This window comes from Pseudomonas sp. NBB (genome assembly GCF_032701105.1).
In the GTDB taxonomy this organism is placed as follows: Bacteria; Pseudomonadota; Gammaproteobacteria; order Pseudomonadales; family Pseudomonadaceae; genus Aquipseudomonas; species Aquipseudomonas asiatica.
On record NZ_CP103994.1, the window covers coordinates 4070094 to 4091176 of the forward strand.

18 protein-coding genes and 1 pseudogene are annotated in these 21083 nt (G+C 61.5%); 11 read left to right on the forward strand and 8 right to left on the reverse strand.

What is annotated here, in order from left to right:
* Positions 1-24 precede the first annotated feature (24 nt).
* From NY023_RS18980 to NY023_RS18990, 3 genes are all read right to left on the reverse strand, one after another.
* Positions 25-1416 (reverse strand): aspartate aminotransferase family protein, encoded by a 1392-nt coding sequence (locus NY023_RS18980; RefSeq protein WP_013973467.1) that lies wholly within the window; start codon positions 1414-1416, stop codon positions 25-27.
* Positions 1417-1633: 217 nt separating this feature from the next.
* A complete protein-coding gene (locus tag NY023_RS18985; RefSeq protein WP_013973468.1) occupies positions 1634-2956 on the reverse strand; it encodes an ATP-binding protein in 1323 nt (440 codons plus the stop codon).
* A complete protein-coding gene (locus tag NY023_RS18990; protein ID WP_013973469.1) occupies positions 2953-3636 on the reverse strand; it encodes a response regulator transcription factor in 684 nt (227 codons plus the stop codon). The genes NY023_RS18985 and NY023_RS18990 overlap by 4 nt, the downstream gene beginning before the upstream one ends.
* 334 nt (positions 3637-3970) lie before the next feature.
* Here NY023_RS18990 and NY023_RS18995 point away from each other — a divergent pair.
* The 5 genes and pseudogenes from NY023_RS18995 to NY023_RS19015 all read left to right on the forward strand — a co-directional run.
* A pseudogene (locus NY023_RS18995) lies at positions 3971-4234 on the forward strand (polymorphic toxin type 15 domain-containing protein); the annotation flags it as partial.
* 15 nt (positions 4235-4249) lie between these two features.
* Positions 4250-4873 carry a GAD-like domain-containing protein gene (locus tag NY023_RS19000; RefSeq protein WP_013973470.1) on the forward strand — a complete coding sequence of 208 codons (624 nt, stop codon included), beginning with the start codon at positions 4250-4252 and terminating at the stop codon, positions 4871-4873.
* A gap of 349 nt (positions 4874-5222) precedes the next feature.
* The gene (locus NY023_RS19005; RefSeq protein WP_013973471.1) at positions 5223-6569 is read left to right on the forward strand and encodes a DUF6861 domain-containing protein; all 1347 of its coding nucleotides are present in this window, start codon (positions 5223-5225) and stop codon (positions 6567-6569) included.
* A gap of 19 nt (positions 6570-6588) precedes the next feature.
* Positions 6589-7206 carry a GAD-like domain-containing protein gene (locus tag NY023_RS19010; RefSeq protein ID WP_023661099.1) on the forward strand — a complete coding sequence of 206 codons (618 nt, stop codon included), beginning with the start codon at positions 6589-6591 and terminating at the stop codon, positions 7204-7206.
* Positions 7207-7230: 24 nt separating this feature from the next.
* Complete coding sequence (locus NY023_RS19015) at positions 7231-7857, forward strand: GAD-like domain-containing protein (RefSeq protein ID WP_013973473.1); 627 nt, start codon at positions 7231-7233, stop codon at positions 7855-7857.
* Positions 7858-7873: 16 nt separating this feature from the next.
* On the opposite strand, the gene NY023_RS19020 is transcribed toward NY023_RS19015, so the two are convergent.
* The 5 genes from NY023_RS19020 to NY023_RS19040 are packed head-to-tail and all read right to left on the reverse strand — an operon-like array spanning position 7874 to position 13986.
* The gene (locus NY023_RS19020) at positions 7874-8440 is read right to left on the reverse strand and encodes an NTP transferase domain-containing protein (RefSeq protein WP_013973474.1); all 567 of its coding nucleotides are present in this window, start codon (positions 8438-8440) and stop codon (positions 7874-7876) included.
* Entirely contained in the window at positions 8437-9408 is a 972-nt protein-coding gene (locus tag NY023_RS19025; protein WP_013973475.1) for an XdhC family protein, read from the reverse strand. The genes NY023_RS19020 and NY023_RS19025 overlap by 4 nt, the downstream gene beginning before the upstream one ends.
* Before the next feature lie 3 nt (positions 9409-9411).
* Positions 9412-10623: a cytochrome c gene (locus tag NY023_RS19030; protein WP_013973476.1), complete on the reverse strand. Its 1212-nt coding sequence runs from the start codon at positions 10621-10623 to the stop codon at positions 9412-9414.
* Between the two features lie 2 nt (positions 10624-10625).
* Entirely contained in the window at positions 10626-11162 is a 537-nt protein-coding gene (locus NY023_RS19035) for a (2Fe-2S)-binding protein (protein ID WP_013973477.1), read from the reverse strand.
* Complete coding sequence (locus NY023_RS19040; RefSeq protein WP_013973478.1) at positions 11155-13986, reverse strand: xanthine dehydrogenase family protein molybdopterin-binding subunit; 2832 nt, start codon at positions 13984-13986, stop codon at positions 11155-11157. The genes NY023_RS19035 and NY023_RS19040 overlap by 8 nt, the downstream gene beginning before the upstream one ends.
* A 324-nt stretch (positions 13987-14310) precedes the next feature.
* Here NY023_RS19040 and dsbD point away from each other — a divergent pair, with 324 nt between their 5' ends.
* From dsbD to NY023_RS19070, 6 genes are all read left to right on the forward strand, one after another.
* The gene (dsbD, locus tag NY023_RS19045) at positions 14311-16026 is read left to right on the forward strand and encodes a protein-disulfide reductase DsbD (RefSeq protein ID WP_013973479.1); all 1716 of its coding nucleotides are present in this window, start codon (positions 14311-14313) and stop codon (positions 16024-16026) included.
* The gene (locus tag NY023_RS19050; protein ID WP_013973480.1) at positions 16026-16862 is read left to right on the forward strand and encodes a TlpA disulfide reductase family protein; all 837 of its coding nucleotides are present in this window, start codon (positions 16026-16028) and stop codon (positions 16860-16862) included. The genes dsbD and NY023_RS19050 overlap by 1 nt, the downstream gene beginning before the upstream one ends.
* Before the next feature lies 1 nt (position 16863).
* Complete coding sequence (gene dsbG / locus NY023_RS19055; protein ID WP_013973481.1) at positions 16864-17622, forward strand: thiol:disulfide interchange protein DsbG; 759 nt, start codon at positions 16864-16866, stop codon at positions 17620-17622.
* Between the two features lie 341 nt (positions 17623-17963).
* Entirely contained in the window at positions 17964-18917 is a 954-nt protein-coding gene (locus NY023_RS19060; RefSeq protein ID WP_013973482.1) for an IS110 family transposase, read from the forward strand.
* 591 nt (positions 18918-19508) lie between these two features.
* Complete coding sequence (locus NY023_RS19065; RefSeq protein ID WP_024087429.1) at positions 19509-20261, forward strand: ABC transporter permease; 753 nt, start codon at positions 19509-19511, stop codon at positions 20259-20261.
* 1 nt (position 20262) lies between these two features.
* A complete protein-coding gene (locus tag NY023_RS19070) occupies positions 20263-20991 on the forward strand; it encodes an ATP-binding cassette domain-containing protein (RefSeq protein ID WP_023661979.1) in 729 nt (242 codons plus the stop codon).
* The last annotated feature ends 92 nt before the right edge of the window (positions 20992-21083 follow it).

Below are 21083 nucleotides of genomic sequence, written 5' to 3' on the forward strand. Positions count from 1 at the left end.
CGCTGCGCGGCCCCGGGCAATCGATCAGACCGCCGCGATCAACGCCTCGGCAAAGCGCTGCGCGACCTCGTCGATCTGCTCGCCACTGATGATCAACGGCGGCAGGAAGCGCACCACTGCCCCATGCCGCCCACCGAGTTCCAGGATCAGCCCGCGCTTGAGGCACTCGCGCTGCACCTTCGCCGCCAACTCACGGTTGGCCGCCGGATGCCCAAGCGCATCCCTGTGGCCTTGCGGATCCACCAGTTCCACCCCAAGCATCAGGCCACGCCCGCGAATATCACCCAACTGCGGATAATCTCGCTGCAACTGCTGCAGGTGCTGGCGCAGGCGCTGGCCCATGGCCTCGGCATGCTCTGCCAGGCGATGCTCGACCAGGTAATCGATCACCGCCGAACCCGCCGCCATGGCCATCTGGTTACCCCGGAAAGTGCCGGCGTGGGCGCCCGGCTTCCAGGTGTCCAGCCAGTCGCGATACACCACCACCGCCAGCGGCAGGCTGCCGCCAATGGCCTTGGACAAGGTGACCACATCCGGGATGATGCCGGCATGCTCGAAGGCGAACATGCGCCCGGTACGGGCGAAACCGCTCTGGATCTCATCGACGATCAACGCCACGCCGGCCTGCTCGGTGATACGGCGTACCCCCTGGAGCCACTCGATTTCGGCCGGGATCACCCCTCCCTCGCCCTGCACCACCTCGAGGATCACCGCCGCTGGCAGCGGCACGCCGCTTTCCGGGTCGAGCAGCAGGGTTTCCAGGTAATGCAGGTTGGCCCTGACCCCGGCTTCGCCGCCCAAGCCGAACGGGCAACGGTAGTCGTAGGGGTACGGCATGAACTGCACACCGTTGCCCAGCAAGGCCCCCAACGGCTGCTTCGGCCCATGGCTGCCCATCAGGCTCAGCGCCCCCTGGCTCATGCCATGGTAGGCGCCCTGGAAGGCCAGCACGGTGCTGCGGCCGGTGGCAGTGCGCACCAGCTTCAGCGCTGCTTCCACCGCATCGGTACCGGTCGGGCCGCAGAACTGGACCTTGGCTTCACGGCGTAACGCCTCGGGCAGCACACCGAACAGGTCCTGGACGAAGCGGTCCTTGACCGGCGTGGTCAGGTCCAAGGTGTGCAGTGGCAGTTCATCGGCCAGTACCCGCTGGATCGCCTCGACCACCACCGGGTGGTTGTGGCCCAGCGCCAGCGTGCCGGCGCCGGCCAGGCAGTCGATGAACTGGCGGCCTTCGACATCCTCCACATGGATGCCACGGGCGCGCTTGAGTGCCAGCGGGATGCGCCGCGGGTAGCTGCGGGCGTTGGACTCCTGTTGTTGCTGACGTTGCAGCAAAGGCGAATCGGTGAACTCGTACAAGCCACGCGGCGCGCTGGCCGACGGGACCTGGGCAAGGCAGGAAGCGGTGGACATGGGTGAATCCTCGCAAGCAAGCGAAAGTGCGGGTGTTCGTCGCTTGAAAAACGCTTGAGTGCGGGGAGGATTTAGCGGTTGCTGTGGGATTTTTGAAAGCAGGCCCGGCCTCTTCGCGGGTAAACCCGCTCCCACAGGATTGGCACAGATCTCAGGGTTGATGCAGTACCTGTGGGAGCGGGTTTACCCGCGAAGAGGCCGGCACAGGCAATAAAAATCAATGCCCCGAGCGCGCCGGCACTTGCAACAACACCCGCAACCCATCACTGCGGCTGTCGAACTTCAGGCTACCGGCACAACGCTGCACGATCGCCTGCACGATCGCCAGCCCCAGCCCGCATCCACCACTCTGCCCGTTACGCCAGAAGCGCTCGGTCAGGTGCTCAAGGTCCGCCTCGGCAATCCCCGGCCCATGGTCCCGCACCATGAAGCCCACCTGGCCGTCAGCCATCTGCACCTCAAGCTCCACCGCCTCGTCGCCGCCATGGCGCAAGGCGTTGTCCAGCAGGTTGCGCAGCGCCGCCACCGCCAACGGCGCAGGCATACCCAGGTAGATCTGCGTAGCGGCTTCAGGCAAGCGCAGCACGATGCGCCGGTTGTCACCGCCGCCGGCATCCTGCACCGCCTGCCGGGCCACCTGCTCGGCGCTGCACTGTATGCCATCCTCGAACGACAGGCTGCCCTCTACCCGCGCTAGCATCAGCAACTGCTCCAGCGTGCGGTGCATGCGGTCGGCGCCCTGCTCGGCATGCTCCAGCGCCTGCTCGCGCACGGCGCCATCGGTCATCCGTGCTACCTGCAGGTGGGTCTTGATCGCCGTCAGCGGGCTGCGCAGTTCATGCGCGGCATCGTCGGTCAGGCGCCGCTCACGCTCGATGGTCTGGGCAATGCGCAGGAACAGCTGGTTCTGAGTTTCCAGCAACGGTTGCAGTTCGCCGGGCATGCCCGCCACCTGCAGCGGCTCGACGCTGTCCGCGCGCCGGCGGCGCAGGGCATCGCGCATGCGGTTGAGCGGCTCCAGGCCCTTGCCCAGGCCGATCCACAACAACCCCAGGCTGCCAAGCAGGGCCATCAGCACCGGCGCCGAGGCCGCCAGCAGGATCGACTGGTTCAGTGCCTCTCGCTCCATGTGCCGGTCGGCGGTAGTAATGCGCACATCGCCATGGTTATAGGTAAAGGTGCGCCACAGGGCATCGTCGATGGTCTGGTCTCGGAAACCACTGCGTTCATCGTCCATGACGCCATCGTGCTTGTGGTTGCTGGCGAGAATCTCGCCACGCAGTGAGCTGACCTGGCAAGCCATGCCGTCCGGCACGCTGAACTGGTCGGCGGAAAAGTGCGCCTCCCCACCCTTGGCAGTCAGCGGCTGCGGCAGCTGGTCTATCAGCCCGGCAACCATGCGCGCCGAAGCCACCAGGCGCTGGTCGAGGGAGAACATCATCTGCTGGCGCAGGTCGCGCAGCATCCACGCGGCGGCCAGCGCCCAGATGATCACGAAGGCGCTGCCCAGGATCAGGCTCAGGCGTACCCGCAGGCTCATGATGCCGCCTCCTCCGGTGCTTGCGCCGGGCCCAGCCGGTAGCCCAGGCCGCGCACGGTCTCGACGATGCCGTTGCCCAGCTTGCGCCGCAGATGATGGATATGCACGTTCAGGGCATTGCTCTCGACTTCGTCGCTGAAGCCGTACACGCAGTCTTTGAGCTGCTCGCTGGACAGCACCCGCCCGGGGTTCTGCAGCAGCGCCTGGAGCAATGCCTGTTCACGCCGGGACAGGTCGACCGGCTGGCCGGCCAGGGTTGCCTCGCAGCTGCTCGGGTCGTAGCGCAGCGGGCCGTGTTCGATCACATTCACCGCCCGCCCGGCTACGCGCCGCAGCAGGGTGTGCAGGCGAGCAGCCAGCTCGCGCAGGTCGAACGGTTTGAGCAGGTAGTCGTCGGCGCCGGCCTGCAGGCCATCGACCCGGTCGGTAACCGCATCACGGGCAGTGAGCACCAGCACTGGCAGCGTCTCGCCTTTCTCGCGCAGGCGGCGCAACAGCTTCAGGCCGTCTTCGTCGGGCAGGCCAAGGTCGAGGATCATCACGTCGAACTGCGCGGCCTGCAGCATCGCCCGTGCATCGGCGGCGTTGCCCACACGGTCCACGGTCAGGCCCTGGGCGGTAAGGCCGGCGCAGATGCCGGCGGCGATCAGGTCGTCGTCCTCGCAGAGCAGAACGTGCATGGTGGGGCTCCCGGAATGGTGTAGCTGGCATTGCACCTTGGGCGGATTAAGGGGGGATTATGGACCTTTTGTGGGGGATTGGGGATGTGTGGCGCCTGCGGCAACGAGCGCCGCGCAACTGCCACATGCCCCGGGAGCGACAAACATCCCCAGCCCCACCCAAGTCACATCCTGACAGCTTAACTCCGCCGAACACGCCGGAAACTAAGTCGCATTTTCCTACAACTGACTCAGAAACCTCCGATCCGAATCCATGATGGGATTTCCCCCTGCACACGCTGTCAGGGAGACACCTCATGTACCTGGATTACCTCGTGCCCTCCTGGCACGAGATCGAGTCACGTGTCATCCAGTCGAAGCACAAAAAGTAGCCATAGAAAAAACCAAAAATCACATGCTGGTAACAGCCGCACTGCACAACCCAGACCTTGTAGCAGGAGGCAGAGACGCGATATCAGACTTTGGAGATCGCCAAGTCAACTCAATAATTGGCCCACAATGGAAAACAAAGATACCGAATTTAAAAAAGGCCGCCGAAACAGTGCCACCGAACCTTAGAAACTCAACACGCATGAATGTAAAATTACACAAATGCTAAGACAAGGAAATTCAAGTGGATAAAATTTTTGCCAGATTCATTGAAAATTTCGGCCCACCAATCGACCGCCGGGAAGTACCTCCATCAACAATCGATCGATATAGAGACAAGCTTCCTCCCAAGCTTCTGGAATACTGGTCCGAACATGGATGGTCGGGTTATGGCGAAGGTATATTCTGGCTGGTCAACCCACAAGAATATGACGCTGTGGTTTCCTACTGGATTGCAGGCACGACACTTGGCTCGCACGACAACTATCACTTGATTGCACGGAGCGCGTTCGGCGACCTGTACCTATGGGGCGAAAAATCTGGCTTTTCATTAAAAATCACGAGCATTAGTTCTCGATACGTCTTTCATAAGACCGACTTTACAACAGAACAGCTCAACACTGAACTCCAAGGCTTCATCCTATCAAGAAAAGTCGACTCAAATGATTTCAACGACCTTTTCAATCCCGCCAGAGAAAAGCTTGGCAGACTTAAACATGACGAGATGTACGGCTTTTTCCCCGCACTCTTGCTGGGTGGCTCTGACTCCCTGCAGCACCTTCAAAAGGTCAGCGCCATTGAGCACTTGGTCTTTCTCGCGCAACTGACAGACCTGCAATCTTACCCCTTCTCAAAGCAACCAGATTGATGCTGCAGCCATTCACTTATCCTTTCTCAACGAACAATGAAGTAGCGCCATCACGGACCAAGCGCCGCCAGGCGCTTGGCACCTATACATGATGGGCACGGTCAAGGCTTAAGTGGCCGCTCTGTGGCTTGTTGCTTTCGGCGGCAAGCACCGAGGCGAGTCCATGTCGCGACTATTCAGTCATCACCCTACCCCATTGACGCTGACCCACCTCTTCGCCGCCATGTTCACCTGAGCTTCGCCGAACCTGCCGGAAACGAAGTCGCATTTTCCTACAACTGACTCAGAAACTTCCGATCCGAATCCATGATGGGATTTCCCCCTGCACACGCTGTCAGGGAGACACCTCATGTACCTGGATTACCTCGTGCCCTCCTGGCACGAGATCGAGTCACGTGTCATCGCCATGGTGGGCTACCAAAGCGGTGGCCAGTTCCGCACCAGCCTCAATGAAGAAGTCGCCTCGCTAGGCCTCAACCTGCGCCGGATCGAAGCCGTCCGCACAGCCTTCTACCACGCCGAATGGCAGGCGGCGCACATGCTGCGCCAGCGCTTCGCCGACCTCGACATCAACAGCATCGTCGACGAACTGCTGATGGTCGTACGGCAGATGGCGATGATCGTCGCCGGCAGCACCATTACCGGTGGCCTGCTTGGCGCGGGGGTTGGCACATTCGCCGGCGGCGCCGGAACCATTCCGTTCGCCGGCGCGGGCGCGGCTATGGGCCTCAAGGTCAGTGGCTGGATCCTCGGCGCGCTGGGGCTGGCCTCCATCGCCGAGTTCTTCATCGAGGGCTTGCCGCGTATCGGCGAGTACTACGTCGATGGCATTCGCTTCGCCTGGGAAGGCACCTGCGGCAATGAAGGCACGGGCCCGTTCTGCCGGGACGACCCCTATGCGATATCCCGGGCCACGCATCAGATTGCCCAAGGCCATGTGGAAGTCGTGCTGCTGTTGTTGGGAGCGATCGTGTCGTACCTCACCCGCGACCGCGGCGATGCCCGGGTGCTGGCCCAGGAAATGGCGGCCAGCCGCAAAGGTGCGCGGCTGGGGCAATGGATGCTCAAGCATGAAGAGGGCTTGAAGAAACGGCCAGACCTGCAGGTGCCGGAGCGACGCAAGGGGGCGGTGGGTGAGCCGCAACCGATGCAGCCTGATCGGCCGGCTGAGAAAGACAAGGAGCCCTCGACAGGGAAGCCCGGTAGCATGCCGTTGCATACCGTGGCGTGCTTCAAGGCCGACAAATTGCCACCCGCCAAGCATGGCGAGTTTGAACGGCAGTTGAAGGGGCAGCAGGATGGGTTGAATCGGCTGACGGTTGAGGAGTTTTTGGAAAATGTGGCCAACCCCGTCAAACGCGATCCCAAGCTTGCCAAAAAGGCACGAAAAGACTTGTACACAAACATAAGAGATAGGATTCACGAGGATCTATCCAAAACGATGGGTCCGCGTGAAGCAAGAAAACTTTCAGAAATGCAAGCCAAAGAGACAATGTCAACGCTTGCAGCCTTGCATAACCCGGACCTCAGTGCTGGTGGACGGGACGCTATCGCTGATTTTGGAGATAGACAGGTCAACTCGAGCATTGGCCCTCAGTGGAAAAACAGGATAGGCGGACTCAGGCGGGCCGCCGAAGAGATGGCTGGTACAGGTGGTGGCTCCGGCCTTTTAAATGTGAAACTGCACAAGTGCTGAAATATCTGGAGGTTATCATATGGACGAAGCATTTTCCGTATTTATTGAGGAAGTCGGTGAACCTATGCATAGACAGGAGGTGCCTGCATCGACCATTGACCGTTATCGAGGAAAGCTACCGGATAAACTTCTACAGTACTGGATTGAGCATGGATGGTGTGGGTACGGTGACGGCATGTTTTGGACCGTAAACCCACAAGAGTATGATGGCGTGGTTGCATCTGTACTTGAGAGTGCAAACCTAGAGAAGTACGACAGATTTCACCTCATAGCCCGCGGAGCCTTTGGTGATCTTTATTTGTTTGGCGAAGAAACGGGATTCTCACTAAAAATTGCAACGCATATTGGCCGTTATGTTGGGAGAACACATGAATTGACAGCAATTGACATGGACAGGCAAGTGCAAAATTTTTTCGCCTGCAGAGATTTGGATTCGAATGATTTTGATGAAATGTTTGAGCCTGCCAAGAAGAACCTCGGCATACTAGGGCCGGATGAGATGTACGGTTTTGTTCCAGCATTGGTGTTTGGCGGCCCAATTCGTTTCGAAAATCTTGAGAAGCTGAAAGCAATTGAACATCTTGTACTGCTTTCTCAGCTTTGCAGCATCGAGCCCTATAGCTTTTCCGACTTCTAAACACTTAAAAAAGGACTTAATCAAATGGACGTCATATTCAGCATCTTCCTCGAAACCTTCGGCGACCCCGTCGGCCACCAACCAGTACCGCCCTCTGCCCTCGATCATTACCAAGGCAAACTCCCCAACCGTCTCCTGGGATACTGGCAAGAGCACGGCTGGTGCGGCTACGGTGGTGGCCTGTTCTGGCTGGTAAACCCTCAGGATTACGAAGACGTAGTAGCGTATTGGCTGTCAGGCACGCACTTCGAAGCACGCGACACTTATCACCTCATCGCCCGTAGCGCTTTTGGCGACCTGTACCTGTGGGGTGAGAACACCGGCTCGGTGCTGACCATTGCGGCGTACCATTCCCGTTACCTCGATGGCGCCCACAGCTCAGGCGACGAAGAGCGGGACAACAAGGTCCACGGCCTGCTCATGTGGCTGATGACCGAATGCATCTATTTCGACGACCTGTTCGAACCCGCCAGGGAACGGCTCGGCATGTTGGCCGCAGACGAAATGTATGGCTTTGTTCCTGCCTTGATGCTGGGAGGGTCAGACAGCCTCGAGCGGCTTGAAAAGCTCAAAGCAGTCGAGCATCTGGTACTGCTCGCCCAACTGAGCGAGCTTCAACCCTATGAGCTGGCTGACGAAGAAGATGAATAGGCCCTGACAAGTGCGTTCACCGGTGCACCGCATCAGGCTTGTCGACATCCAGCAGCACACCGGTATCCGGCACTTCTACCCTGACACAACTCGCCGGGTTGGCCTTGACCACCGAACGCGCCCCTTCATCGCCGGTCAGGCGCGCAAGCGCCGGCCAGAAATCGCGCCCGAACAGCACAGGATGCCCTTGCTGCCCTTCATGGCAAGGCAACACGATGGTCGACGCGCTGGCCCTGGAAGCCAGCCGGGCAAGGGTTGCCTGCTCCAGCCATGGCATGTCACCCAACAGAATCGCTACTGCCTGCGCCTCACTGTCGGCCAGCGAGGCGGCGCCGGCCGCCAGGCTATGGCCCATGCCCAACGCAAAGTCCGGGCTGGAGACGACCCGGCACCCCGCAGGCAGCCCCAGATCCACGCCCCGCTCCCCCTCGCGCAACACCACCCGCACATCGTCGAACACTGCACAGGCCCGCTCCACGCTGTGCACCAGCAAGCTGCGACCATCAACCAACAGCGCCCGACGCTTGTCAGCCCCGAAACGCACGCTGCTGCCAGCAGCCAATATCAGTGCAACCACGCTCACAGCGCCTCCCGCTCGATACCATTGCGCACGCGAAGGATATCGGCCAGCACCGCCAAAGCGATCTCGGCCGGGGTCTTGCTGCCCAGGTTGAGGCCGATCGGGGCGTGGATGCGGCCCAGTTCGACCTCGGCCAGGCCACCGATCCGCCGCAGGCGTTCGCGGCGCTTGTCGGAGGTGGCCCGGGAGCCCATCACACCGATATAGAACGCCTCGGTGCGCACCGCTTCGAGCATGGCCAGGTCATCGATCTTCGGGTCGTGGGTCAGCGCCACCACCGCGGTGTCGGCATGGCAACCGCCATGGGCGATGAACTCCGATGGCAGCTCGCGGCGCACGTCGATGCCATCCAGCCGCACGCCGTCGAGCACTTCGTCACGCGGCTCGCAGAGGATGACTTCGAAGCCCATGCCCTTGCCGAACTCGGCACAGAAATGCGCGACGCTGGAGTACCCGGCCAGCAGCAGGCGCTGGGCGGCCCCCACACGCAAGCGTACACAGGCACTTTCACGCTGCACACGCGGCCCCTGGCGGTGGTCATCGGCAAGCAGGCGCATGCCCTCGGGCAGGCTCACTTCACGCAACACACGGCGCCGGCCCTGCAATGCGCTTTCCAGCTCACGCAGGTGCGCCTGCACGTCACATTCGGCCGGCAGGTTCTCCACCAGCACTTCCAGCACGCCGCCACACGGCAGGCGGATGCTCGAACGCGAGTCGCTGCCATCGCCATAACGCACGATAGCCACCGGCTCGGGAAACTCCCCCCGCCCCACGCGTTCGAGGAAGTCGTCTTCGACGCAGCCACCGGACAGCGAACCGAGCCACTGCCCGCTGGCGTTCACCGCCAGCAGCGACCCCGGCGCACGGGGCGCCGAGCCATAGGTGGCGAGTACCGTGCACAACCACACCCGCTGGCCGCCGCACGACCACTGCAACGCCTGGCGGACCACCTGTAGATCGAGATGCTGCACCCTTTACTCCGCCTTCAGCTCGGCGAGCTGCTGTACGCTCAGGTCACCGGGCAATCCACCCCAGGCCTGGCGCAGGTAGTTGACCATATCCGCCACCTGCTGGTCATCGAGCTTGTCGGCAAAGCCCGGCATCGGCTGCATGCGCTCGAAGCCGGTGAACTGCTGTTCACGAATGCCTTCGAGGACCACCTTGACCAGGTTGCGCGAGTCGGCCTGGCGTAGCACCGTGTTGCCGCGCATGGCCACGGCGATGTGCGGCTTGCCCTCGCCGTCCACCCCATGGCAGCCGGCGCAGACATTCAGGTATTGCTGGCGGCCGCGCTTGGCGCTTTCGCTCATCTGCTCCAGCGCCACCGCCTGGATGGCCTTGGCCGGCGGTGGCTGGTCGCCCAGCAGGTAGGTGGCCATGGCCGCCAGGTCGGCATCCTCCAGGTGCTGGGTGCTGTGGTGCACCACCGGGAACATTTCGTTGAACATGCTGCCCTGGGCACTGATGCCGTGCTTGAGGAAGGTGGTCAGGTCCGGCTGGGTCCAGCCGCGCTCGGCCAGATCCTGGGCCAGCAGGCTCGGGGCCAGGTAGCCACCCAGCAGGCCGCCGCTCAGGCGCTGGTCTTGCTGCAACGCACCGATCGGGTTGCGCGGGGTATGGCACTCGCCGCAATGGCCCATGACTTCGACCATGTACTGCCCACGCTGCCAGGCCGGGCTTTTGCCCTCGGTCGGCTGCAACTGCACGCTTTTACCGTACAGCATGTTCCAGCCGCTCAGCCCCTGGCGAACGTTGAACGGAAAGCGCAACGCAGTCTGCGGTGCCGGGCGGTTGATTGGCGGCACGGTCATCAGGTAGGCGAGGATCGCGTCCGAATCTTCGCGCTTGATCAGGTGGTACGAGGTGTACGGCATCGCCGGGTAGAGGTTGGCGCCGTCCTTGCGCTTGCCCTCGGTTACCGCGGCGAAGAATTCGTCGGCGCTATAGTTGCCGATGCCGTACTGCTTGTCCGGGGTGATGTTGCTGCCGTAAATGGTGCCGAACGGCGAATGGATCGGCAGGCCGCCGGCGTACGGCGCGCCGCCTTCGGCGGTGTGGCAGGCCATGCAGTCAGCCGCGCGGGCCAGGTATTCACCGCGCTTGACCTGCGCCTGGTCGGCTGCCTGGGCAAGCGAGGTAAAGGCAAGGCCGAGAGCCAGCGCCAGTGCGCTACGAACAAGACCCATGCTCAACCCTCCTTGACCAGGCCGAGGTCGTTGAGCACCGTGCGGGTGGCGTCGTAGTAACGCACGTAGCCGGTGCAGCGGCAGATGTGGTGGCCCAGGCTCGCCTCGATGCGGTCTTCCACCTCGCTCTTCTTCAGCGGCTGGCGCTGGGCGGTTTCCACCAGCACCGTGGCGGCATTGACGAAGCCCGGCGCGCAGTAGCTGCACTGGAAGGCGAACAGGTCGACGAACTTCTGCTGGATCGGGTTCAGCGTGAGGTTGCCGGCCTCGTCCTGTTTGGCATGGCCCTCGATGGTGCGGACCTTCTTGCCCTCGAAGTAATGCGCGCCGGTAATGCAGGTGCGCACCTCCTCGCTGGTGCCGTCGGGGTTGTCGACGATCACCACGCAGGCGTGGCAGATGCCCTGGCCGCAGCCCAGGCGCGAGCCGGTGAGGTTCTGGTGTTCGTGCAGGTAGTCGATCATCGCCAGGTCGTCGGGGACCTCGACCGGGCCGACCGGTTGACCGTTGAGGGTCAGTTGCAGTGGACGGTTAGCCATTGAGGGCCTCCTTGATACGGGCTGGGGTGATGGGGAGATCGCGAACGCGCTTGCCGATGGCATGCGCGACAGCATTGCCGATGGCACCGACGACCGGGATCATCACCACCTCGGCGATGCCCTTGGACGGGTCGGTCGGTGACAGCGGCGGGAGGATTTCGCTGGTCTGTTGCCACACCGCCACGTCGCGCGCAAGCGGCAGACGGTAGCGGTTGAAGTTCCAGTCGCCCTCCCCGGGCCCGCCTTCGTACAACGGCATTTCTTCGGTCAAGGCATGGCCGATGCCCATGGCGATACCGCCCTCGAGCTGGCCCTTGACCAGTTCCGGCACCAGCACCCGGCCGCACTCGACCCAGCTGTGGTGGTTGAGTACCTGCACTTCGTGAGTGCCTTTGTTCACCTTGACTTCGACAATGGTCGCCACCGGGCTGTAGTAGGTGACCATGGCGTTGTTCAGCTGGGTGTCGGGGTAGGCGGCGTTCTGCCGGTCGAGCAGGTGGTAGCCGTGGCTGCTCATCTGCGCCTTCTTGGCGCTCACCGCGCCATCGCCGTATTTGACTGCCACCGCATCGAGCGGGAAGCGTTCGCGCACGCCATCGATGACGAAGTCGGCCTCGGCCCAGCTCCAGCGGTTGAAGCCGTGCACGCTGACGCCGGTGACCAGGCCCATTTCATGGGCCTTTTGGGCCAGCTGGGCGAACGGGATCGGTGACAGGCCGTTGCCGGTCAGCTCGCCGTTGACCCATACCGCATTCTCGCGGCGCACCACCAGCGGGTTGGCCTGGCCGCCGTACGGGCCCTGGCGCCAGATGGCCATGGCCGCCGGCCACAGACCGTGGTTGAACAGCACGCGTGCCGCTTCGCGGGTGGCATGGCTGAAGTAGAAGGCCGAGTTGGTCGCCGACGACGGCGAAGCAAGCTTGCCGACCCAGCGCGGGTTGCGCAGCGCTGCGTCCTGCTCGGGCTGGCTGATCAGGTACGGGTTGCCGCTGGTGGTCAGCTGCAGCTCCGGCCATTCGGTGACCGCAGTCTTCACCTCGTCGGCCGAGCGGCCGAGGAAATCGCTGACAACCAGGGCCTGGGAGGTGGACATGCCGGTACCCAGCTCGGTGCCGATGTGGCGCAGGCTGATGCGCCCATCGCGGCTGAACTCGATGCTGGCCATGGGGGCTTCGGAGCCGGTGCCGAAGTCTTTCTGGCAGATGGCAAAGCCCACGCCATACCAGTGGTCCGGGTCCTTGGCGTCCATCTGCTGCTTGCGCGCGTCGCGGTTGCGCCACCAGTCGTGCACGGCGGCCTTGTCGAGAATCTCGTACAGGCGCAGGGCGCCGGCCGGGACCGCGCCCTGGGTGTTCTTCATGCCCGACTTCAGCGCGTTGGCGCGGCGCAGGTCGATGGCATCGACGCCCAGGCGCCCGGCGACCTCATCCACCATCATTTCGGTGGCGGCCATGGTCTGCAGGGTGCCGTAGCCGCGCATGGAGCCGGCCTCGACGCCACGGGAGTGATAGGCAGTGACCGACAGGTCGTTCTGCGGCATGTAGTAGATCGACTGCGCCGCCGTGGCGCCGACCGCCGCCACCGAGGGGCTGTAGTTGATACGCCCGCCGCCGTCGCAAGTCATGTCGGCGCGGAAGATCTTGAAACTGTTGTCCTTCTTGTCCACCGCCAACTGGTAGCGGATATCGAAGGCATGGCGCTTGATGCCGCTCTGGAACTGCTCGTAGCGGTCGTTGGCCAGGCGGATCGGCACACCGGCGCCATACAGCGCGGCCACGGCGGCGTAGAAGACGAAGATGTTGTTGTCTTTCGAGCCGTAGCCCACGGTATAGCCCGGGTGCATGTTCAGCGTGTTCAGGGCGAAGCGCGACGGTTTGATCATGTGCACGCATTCCTGCGCCACTTCGAACGGGCACTGGGTCGCCACCACGAAGTGCAGCGTGCCGCTGGCCGGGTCGTACCAGCCGTTGCCGTTGTCCGGCTCCAGGGCGGCCGGCTCGATGGACGGCGTCTTGTAGCGCTCGTCGAACACCAGCCATTCCTCGGGCGGGTTGTCCAGCTGCTCGGCCATGCGCTTGGCATGGAACAGGCCCTGCTCGGTCAGGTCGCCATGCTGGTTGGGCTGCTTCGACCACACCGGCTTGCGGTTGAGGATGGTGGGGAACAGCATGGAATTCTTCAGGCTGGAGAATTCATCGTCGTCGAACGGTGTGGCACCGCCCACGCGCACGAAGCGGAAGCTGCCGTAGGGGTCGCGCTGGTACAGCGGCGCCTGGGCGCCATAGCGGATCGCCTGGTCATTGAACTGCAGCTTACGCTTGGCCTGGCGGAAGCGCTCGAAGTCGTGCCAGATCAGGATCGCCACCGGGTGACCGATGAACATCGGCACCTTGCCGGGCGGCAGCAGCGGGTCGGGCGAGTGGGCCTCTGGCCAGGCGATACCGTCCTTTTCCAGGTCGGCAGCGGTGACGATGCGGTCCGGCTGCAGGTCGGCGCCAAGCAGGCTGAGGTCATGGCCGGCATAGATACGGTCGGCCTTGGTCGCCTTGAGCAGCAGCGCATGGCCCTGCTGTGCGGGCCAGCCGGGCATGTCCTTGGCACGGATGTCGCGAGCGAACACCTTGTCGCCGCACACCTTGGACAAGGCATCGTTACGGAAACGTGCCTTGCCATCATGGTTCATCCACTTCTGCGGCGAGGTGGTGACGCGTTCCTCCATCAGCGCGGCGAATGCCTGGCTGCCGAGCGGCGCCATGGTCACGCCGACACCAGCGATCAGGCCGCCTTGCAGGAAGGCGCGCCGGGAAATATCACGGTTGGACATGCTTGATCCTCTGGGCAGCAGGAGGTCTGCCCTTTTTTTGATTCTGGTACTAGCCTGAAAAGCTGACCTGTACGTCAACTTTACAGCAATTGTGTTGGCGCAGGCAAAGTCAAGTCGACAATATGTCGCGACATGCCTGAGGTCTGGGGCGGAATTTGCTCTGGGGCTGGTAGGTGTTTGTCTTAGGATCTCCCAGGCCCAGACAATGCCACGGCAAACACCTGCAAGCCCTGATGCACGCCCCTCACCAAAAACCAGAGTTAACCTTGGGTTAATCGACCCAAGCCAGCATGACCCCTTTCAACGTACTGCCAAGGCGAAGACATGCGCGTCCTCCTGCTTTTCCTGACACTGCTGCTGGCCGGCCCGTTGCAGGCCAACCCGTTCGATGTCAAACCGGACTTCCTGCCGGTCAACCAGGCCTTCGTGCTTACCCACGACCGCCAGGCCGACGGCCAAATGCGCCTGTTCTTCCAGATCCAGCCTGGCTACTACCTGTATCAGAAGCGCCTGAAATTCGACGGCCTGCCTGCCGAACAGCACCCACAACTGCCGGCCGCTCTCAACCACCACGACGAGTTCTTCGGCGACAGTGCGGTGTACCGCGACCAGCTCGAACTGCTGCTTCCGGCCGATGCTCAGGGTCAACTGCGACTGGGTTGGCAGGGTTGTGCCGACGCCGGCCTGTGCTACCCGCCGCAAACCACGTTGGTCGATCTGGGTGGCAGTGTGGCGCCAGCGGCCGAACAAGCCAGTGACCAGGCCCTGGCCAGCGACCTGCAAAAAGGCCACCTGGCCTGGAGCCTGCTCGCGTTCTTCGGCCTGGGCCTGTTGCTGGCCTTTACCCCCTGCTCGCTGCCGATGCTGCCGATCCTCGCCGGGCTGGTGCTGGGCAATGGCGCCAGTGCCCGGCGCGGCTGGATACTGGCCGGGGTCTATGTACTGAGCATGGCCCTGGTGTATGCCGCCCTGGGCGTGGTCGCCGCGCTGCTGGGTGCCAGCCTGCAGGCCTGGCTGCAGCAACCCTGGCTGCTGGGCAGCCTGGCGGGGCTGTTCGTGCTGCTGGCCCTGCCGATGTTCGGCGCCTTCGAACTGCAACTGCCCGCCGCCGTGCGTGACCGCCTCGACCGCGCCGGGCAAGGCACCCGTGGCGGCAACCTGTATGGCGCGGCGCTGCTCGGCGCGCTGTCCGGCCTGCTGATGGGCCCGTGCATGACCGCGCCGTTGGCCGGCGCGCTGCTGTACATCGCCCAGAGCGGCGACGTGCTGCAGGGGGCGCTGGTGCTGTTCAGCCTCGGCCTGGGCATGGGCGTGCCGCTGCTGTTGCTGGTAACCCTGGGCAACCGCTACCTGCCCCGCCCGGGCGCCTGGATGAACCGGGTCAAGGGCGTGTTCGGCTTCGTGTTCCTGGGCATGGCGCTATACACCTTGCGCAGCCTGCTGCCCGCAGCATTGCTGCTGGCCCTGAGCGGCGCCTTGCTGATTGCCCTGGCCTGGGCTGCCTGGCCGGCCCTGCAGCGGTTGCCGGCATTGCGCGCCTTGCCACTGCTGGGTGCCCTGTGGGGCGGCCTGCTGCTGGTGGGGGCGGCAGCCGGTGGCGACGACCTCTGGCAGCCGCTGCGCCCGTTCGCCGGTAGCGGCGCTGCGCCGGCCACCGACCAGCACACCGAGGACGCCTTCGTCACCGTCAGCCGCCCCGAAGACCTGCAACGCGAACTGGATGCGGCCAAGGCCCGTGGCCAGTGGGTGATGCTCGACTACTATGCCGATTGGTGCGTGTCGTGCAAGGTCATGGAAAAACAGGTGTTCGCCCGCAGCGACGTGCAGGCCGGCCTGGCCGGTGTGCACCTGCTGCGCCTGGACGTGACCGCCGACACCCCAGCCAGCCAGGCCTTGCTGCAGCGCTACCAGGTACCCGGCCCGCCCAGCATCATCTGGGTCGGCCCGGAAGGCGACGAACGCCGCGCGCGGCGCATCACCGGTGAAGTGGATGCGGCCGCCTTCCTGCAACACTGGACCCAGACCAGGAGCCAAGGCTGATGCTGACCGTAACCCTCGGGCCATTGACCATGGCCCTCAACCATCTGCTGATGCTCACCGCCCTGGTGATCGCCAGCATGGTCGGCTGGTGGGTTGCCCGGCGTGGCGGCGAGAGCCCGGAATCGGCACTGTTCAACCTGTTCCTGATCGGCCTGCTGTGCGCACGCGCCGGCTTCGTGCTGGCCTACTGGCCGATGTACCAGGACGACCCGCTGCAGATCATCGATATCCGTGATGGCGGCTTCCTGTTCTGGTCGGGCCTTGCCGGCATCGTGCTCGGCGCCCTGTGGCAGGGCTGGCGCCATCCGGGCCTGCGCCGCCCGCTGGGCTGGGCGCTGTTCAGCGGCGCGCTGTTCTGGGGCCTGGCCAGCCTCGGGGGCCACCTGTACAGCAAGGGCACCGAACTGCCCGATTTGAGCCTGCGCAAGGCCAACGGCCAATCCGTGGCGTTGCACAGCTACCGCGGCAAACCGCTGGTCATCAACATCTGGGCCACCTGGTGCCCACCCTGCCGACGCGAAATGCCGGTGCTGCAACAGGCGCAGAGCACTTACCCGCACGTGACCTTCCTGTTCGTCAACCAGGGCGAGACCCCGGAAAACGTCAGCACCTTCCTCGCCACCACCGGCCTGAGCCTGACCCACGTGCTGTTCGACGGCACCGGCCTGCTGGCCCAGCGCGTCGGTTCCATGGCCCTGCCCACCACCCTGTTCTACGACGCCGACGGGCGCCTGGTCGGCAGCCATCTGGGCGAGCTGTCCCGGGCCAGCCTGCGCCACGCCCTGGAGCCTTTCGACCGGGCCACCTCGCCCGCCCCTGCCGCACAAGGAAACTGACATGCGACTGACTGCACTGCTGCCCCTGTCCCTGGCTCTGCTAGCTGCCCCTCCCCTGCAGGCCGAAGAGCTGCCCAAGGCGATTGCGCAACTGCAAGCCAAGGGCGCCGTGATCAAAGGCAGCTTCGACGCCCCCAACGGCCTGCGCGGGTATGCCGCCGAGTACCAGAACAACGGCCTGGCGCTGTACCTCACCCCTGACGGCAAGCATGTACTGGTCGGCAGCCTGTTCGACGAACAGGGCAACGACCTCAGTGCCGAGCCGCTGAAAAAGCTGGTGTATGCGCCGATGAGCAAGGAAATCTGGGCGAAGATGGAGAAAACCTCCTGGATCGCCGACGGCAAGGACGATGCACCGCGCAAGGTATACCTGTTCAGCGACCCCAACTGCCCGTACTGCAACATGTTCTGGGAACAGGCACGGCCGTGGGTGGAGTCGGGCAAGGTGCAGTTGCGCCATATCATGGTCGGCATCATCCGCGAGGACAGCCCGGGCAAATCGGCGGCGCTGCTGGCGGCGAAAGACCCGGCCAAGGCACTGCAGGAACATGAAAAGGCCGGCAAGGCCAGCAAGTTGAAGGCACTGGAGCAGGTGCCGGAGGCGGTGCAGAAAAAGCTGGCGGCGAACATGGCGCTGATGGAAGAAATGGGCTTGCAGGCGACCCCGGCGATCTTCTATCAGGATGACCAGGGCAACCTGCAAAGCCAGCAAGGCGCACCGCGGCCGGAGTTGCTTGGAAAGATTCTCGGCAAGCGCTGATGTGAAATCGCCGGGGTTGCCTTGCAGCCCATTCGTAGCACAAGGCTGTGGCGGCCCTGCGGGAGCGGGCAAGCCCGCGAAGAAGTCGACGCGGTGTTATGGCACCGGCTGCGCCGGTGTTCGCGGGCATGCCCGCTTGTATGGTTAGACTTGAAGGGGTGGTGGGACTAAATGCCCGATTCTGACTGTTCACAGCAGTACAGACCGTGGGAGACATCGCCCCACCCCTTCCACCAAAGCGCCGATAAAGAATGCATCGTTTGCAAGCGACGATAGAAGCAAGCCAGCGCCTCTTGGTGAAACCCCTTCAAGCCGAAAAACCATAACGTGAGGAGCCGCCCATGGCAATGCAGGTAGGTAAGTTGATCGTGGGTGCGGATGTCGCGAAGGCTGAGCTGGTTATCCACCACGATGATCGCGACGAGATCATCAGGCTGAAAAACTCCAAACTCGAGATCAGAAGGTGGCTCAAGCAACAAACCCTCAACACCGCTATCGCTGTTGAGGCGACCAATGTCTACCACTTGGACCTGGTTGAATTGGCCCACAGCCTAGGCTTCGAGGTCTATGTCATCGATGGTTTTCAATTGAACAACTACCGGAAAAGTGTTGGGGGACGGGTTAAAACCGACCCCTCCGATGCTCGGTTGTTGTCCCGTTTTTTAAAAAATGAAGGCGAGGACCTTCGCCCTTGGAGCCCGCCTCCCGCTGTCTACGGCAAGCTTCAGAGCCTCTTGCGACGCAGAGCCGCCTTGGTGACTGCTCGTACTGCAATGACTCAGAGCTGGGCTAACGAAAGCCTTTTGAAAGCCGCCTTCGAAACTTTTGTGAAGTCGATAGATCGGCTGGATCAGTTGATTCAAAAGAAGATTAAAGAAGTACTGCGAGACGCTGGGCTACAGGAACAAGTCGCTCGCTGCCAGGCAGTAGAGGGCATTGGTTTTCTCACCGCCGCAGCATTGGTGATGGCTTTTACAAGGGGCGAGTTCAAAAGCAGTGACTCGTACATTGCATTCCTAGGAATGGATTTACGAGTCAGTGATTCCGGGCAGAAGAATGGGCGACGTCGCCTCACCAAGCGAGGTTGTTCAGAAATTCGTCGCTTATTGCACAACGCTGCGATGGCGGCCAGCAGATCGGCAGCCTGGAAAGGGCTTTACGAACAGCATCGGAGCAGTGGTAAAGCAACAACCCAAGCTTTGGTAATCCTGGCAAGAAAGCTCGCGCGGGTGGCATTCGCCCTGATGAAAAATCAGGACGAATACGTCACTAAAGGCGCGAAACTGGCTTGCTGAAAACCATAGAATCTCCCACAGGTACTGCGCCAAACCTCGAGAACAACGCCATATCTGTAGGAGCGGCCTTGTGTCGCGAACGGGCCGCATAGCGGCCCCAGAATTGCTGCATAAAAGCTGAAATTGCTGGGGCTGCTGTGCAGCCCTTTCGCGACACAAGGCCGCTCCTACAAGGGGCGTGCAGGCCTCACCCGCTCATGTCACAACCCCTCCAGCTCGTCCTTGAGCACATCGGCCCAGATGCCAGCCAATGGCCAAGTTTACATTTGGCAACACTAAGTTATACCACCTAAGGCGACAAACACTTTTCCGAACCGATCATCGGGAAACAACGCCCGGCAATAAAACATATAACAATCCCACAACAACTTCAGATCCGCCCTACAAAAAACAGAAGTCTTTTTCACTCCCATGATCAGTGAACAGATCGCGATCAGACATACCCCTCAGATAGATCCCACAATACCAACTGCAATTCAAACAACTAGATTACACCCCGCCAATACATCGCCTCCATCAAACTTGACGTACATGCAGCGTGAATATAAAACCTTACCCCCTGCATTCGCGAAGACACTAAAGGCGAGAAAAATGAACAAAAAGCCATGCCCCATAACGCGAACAAAACAGATCCTCATGATCACCAAGGTGTTGATCCTGGAACACCTGCGAGAACCCACTGCGTTGCTGTGGACAGCGGCGGCGCCTTGCTTGATGTTCATACTACTGAGGCAAAGCCGTTCCCTTGCAGCGCCACCTGACTCTCTCTATATATCCTCTGCCGCGTGGTTCTACGCCTACATCGCTGCAAACGTTGCCTTCTTCGGCCTCGGCTTTTATCTAATCGGGCGACGAGAAAGTGGCTTCGTCCGGTCATTCATTTACCAACGCGAGGCAATTGCACTTTTCCTCACATCGCACGCCGTCAGCTACACATTGGTCAGTGTCGTGTACTCCAGCTTTTTCTACTTCATCTCCAGGCCTCTATACGGTTCCTACTCGCTATCAGAACTCCTGTACCTTACAGCCGCGTTCTATACGAGTTACCTGATATTCTCCTGCATCGGCTTGGCGATCGCAGCGATGCCCAGCAAATTCAGCACAGCCGGCACGCTATTTTCGCTTCTTTCATTCCTGATGTTACTTTCCGGCTATTTGGGTACCACACAAGACGAACTGACCCACTGGTCAACGTTGATCAACCCCTTGCACCTGAGCACAAGAATAATTACCGGGGAGATACCACTCACCATTAGTTTTCTGACAGCTTTTGCCATTTCAACAGCGGGGCTCTATGCAACAGGAAAGCTATTCAGAATCCACCCCATATGGAGCCGCTATTAAAATGCACCTTCTCACCATCAAAAACCTGGACTTTTCATACAACAGCAGCCCTCTCCTACAGAACATCACGCTACAGTTGAAAAAAGGAGAAGCCGTTGGCGTACTGGGCAGTAACGGAGCAGGAAAGACCACGCTTTTCGACCTGATCTGCAACATCAGAAAACCAAGCAACGGCACAATCATAAACTCATCCAGACAGCAGGCTTATCTGACTCAAGTACTGACACCACCGCCCTTGCTCAGGATGAGCGAAGTTTACCAACTGATTACACATTTAAACTCCAGATCAGCACCGGATCACTGCGAGGTGCTTTCACGCCTCTCTGAATGGTCACCTTCCCTGTCGAAGCGGTATGCTGAAATCTACATGAAAAAGGCATCTACTTGCAGCTATGGCGAAGTCCGGAGTTTTGTCACACTGACGCTACTGCTAATGGGCAGCGACCTGATCATCCTCGACGAGCCTACTGCGGGGGTAGACCCAGAATTCAGACACCACATATGGCTAGGTATAAAGAACGCGTGCAAAAACGGGGCTGGTGTTTTGATTTCATCTCACTATACCGAGGAAATTGCCACAAACTGCCATCATTTCTACATGCTCGCTCATCAACACCTCGAGCCATTTGAGAATGCTCATGAGTTTCTCGCTCGCTACCATGCGAACTCTTATGATGAAGCATTCATCAATGCGTCGATGTCGCAGGAAGAAATCGGAGCTGCATCATGACGGCGAAGAACCGTGGGAAAGATGGGCTTGCAGCTATGGCACCGGCTGCGCCGGTGTTCGCGGGCATGCCCGCTCCCACAGGTGCAGCGCCA

Bases quoted from the DNA above. Each gene is read 5' to 3' on its own strand.
- NY023_RS18980 (WP_013973467.1), bottom strand. From the start codon at position 1,416: ATGTCCACCGCTTCCTGCCTTGCCCAGGTCCCGTCGGCCAGCGCGCCG.
- NY023_RS18985 (WP_013973468.1), bottom strand. From the start codon at position 2,956: ATGAGCCTGCGGGTACGCCTGAGCCTGATCCTGGGCAGCGCCTTCGTG.
- NY023_RS18990 (WP_013973469.1), bottom strand. From the start codon at position 3,636: ATGCACGTTCTGCTCTGCGAGGACGACGACCTGATCGCCGCCGGCATC.
- NY023_RS19005 (WP_013973471.1), top strand. From the start codon at position 5,223: ATGTACCTGGATTACCTCGTGCCCTCCTGGCACGAGATCGAGTCACGT.
- NY023_RS19010 (WP_023661099.1), top strand. From the start codon at position 6,589: ATGGACGAAGCATTTTCCGTATTTATTGAGGAAGTCGGTGAACCTATG.
- NY023_RS19015 (WP_013973473.1), top strand. From the start codon at position 7,231: ATGGACGTCATATTCAGCATCTTCCTCGAAACCTTCGGCGACCCCGTC.
- NY023_RS19030 (WP_013973476.1), bottom strand. From the start codon at position 10,623: ATGGGTCTTGTTCGTAGCGCACTGGCGCTGGCTCTCGGCCTTGCCTTT.
- NY023_RS19035 (WP_013973477.1), bottom strand. From the start codon at position 11,162: ATGGCTAACCGTCCACTGCAACTGACCCTCAACGGTCAACCGGTCGGC.
- NY023_RS19040 (WP_013973478.1), bottom strand. From the start codon at position 13,986: ATGTCCAACCGTGATATTTCCCGGCGCGCCTTCCTGCAAGGCGGCCTG.
- dsbD (WP_013973479.1), top strand. From the start codon at position 14,311: ATGCGCGTCCTCCTGCTTTTCCTGACACTGCTGCTGGCCGGCCCGTTG.
- NY023_RS19050 (WP_013973480.1), top strand. From the start codon at position 16,026: ATGCTGACCGTAACCCTCGGGCCATTGACCATGGCCCTCAACCATCTG.
- dsbG (WP_013973481.1), top strand. From the start codon at position 16,864: ATGCGACTGACTGCACTGCTGCCCCTGTCCCTGGCTCTGCTAGCTGCC.
- NY023_RS19060 (WP_013973482.1), top strand. From the start codon at position 17,964: ATGGCAATGCAGGTAGGTAAGTTGATCGTGGGTGCGGATGTCGCGAAG.
- NY023_RS19065 (WP_024087429.1), top strand. From the start codon at position 19,509: ATGAACAAAAAGCCATGCCCCATAACGCGAACAAAACAGATCCTCATG.
- NY023_RS19070 (WP_023661979.1), top strand. From the start codon at position 20,263: ATGCACCTTCTCACCATCAAAAACCTGGACTTTTCATACAACAGCAGC.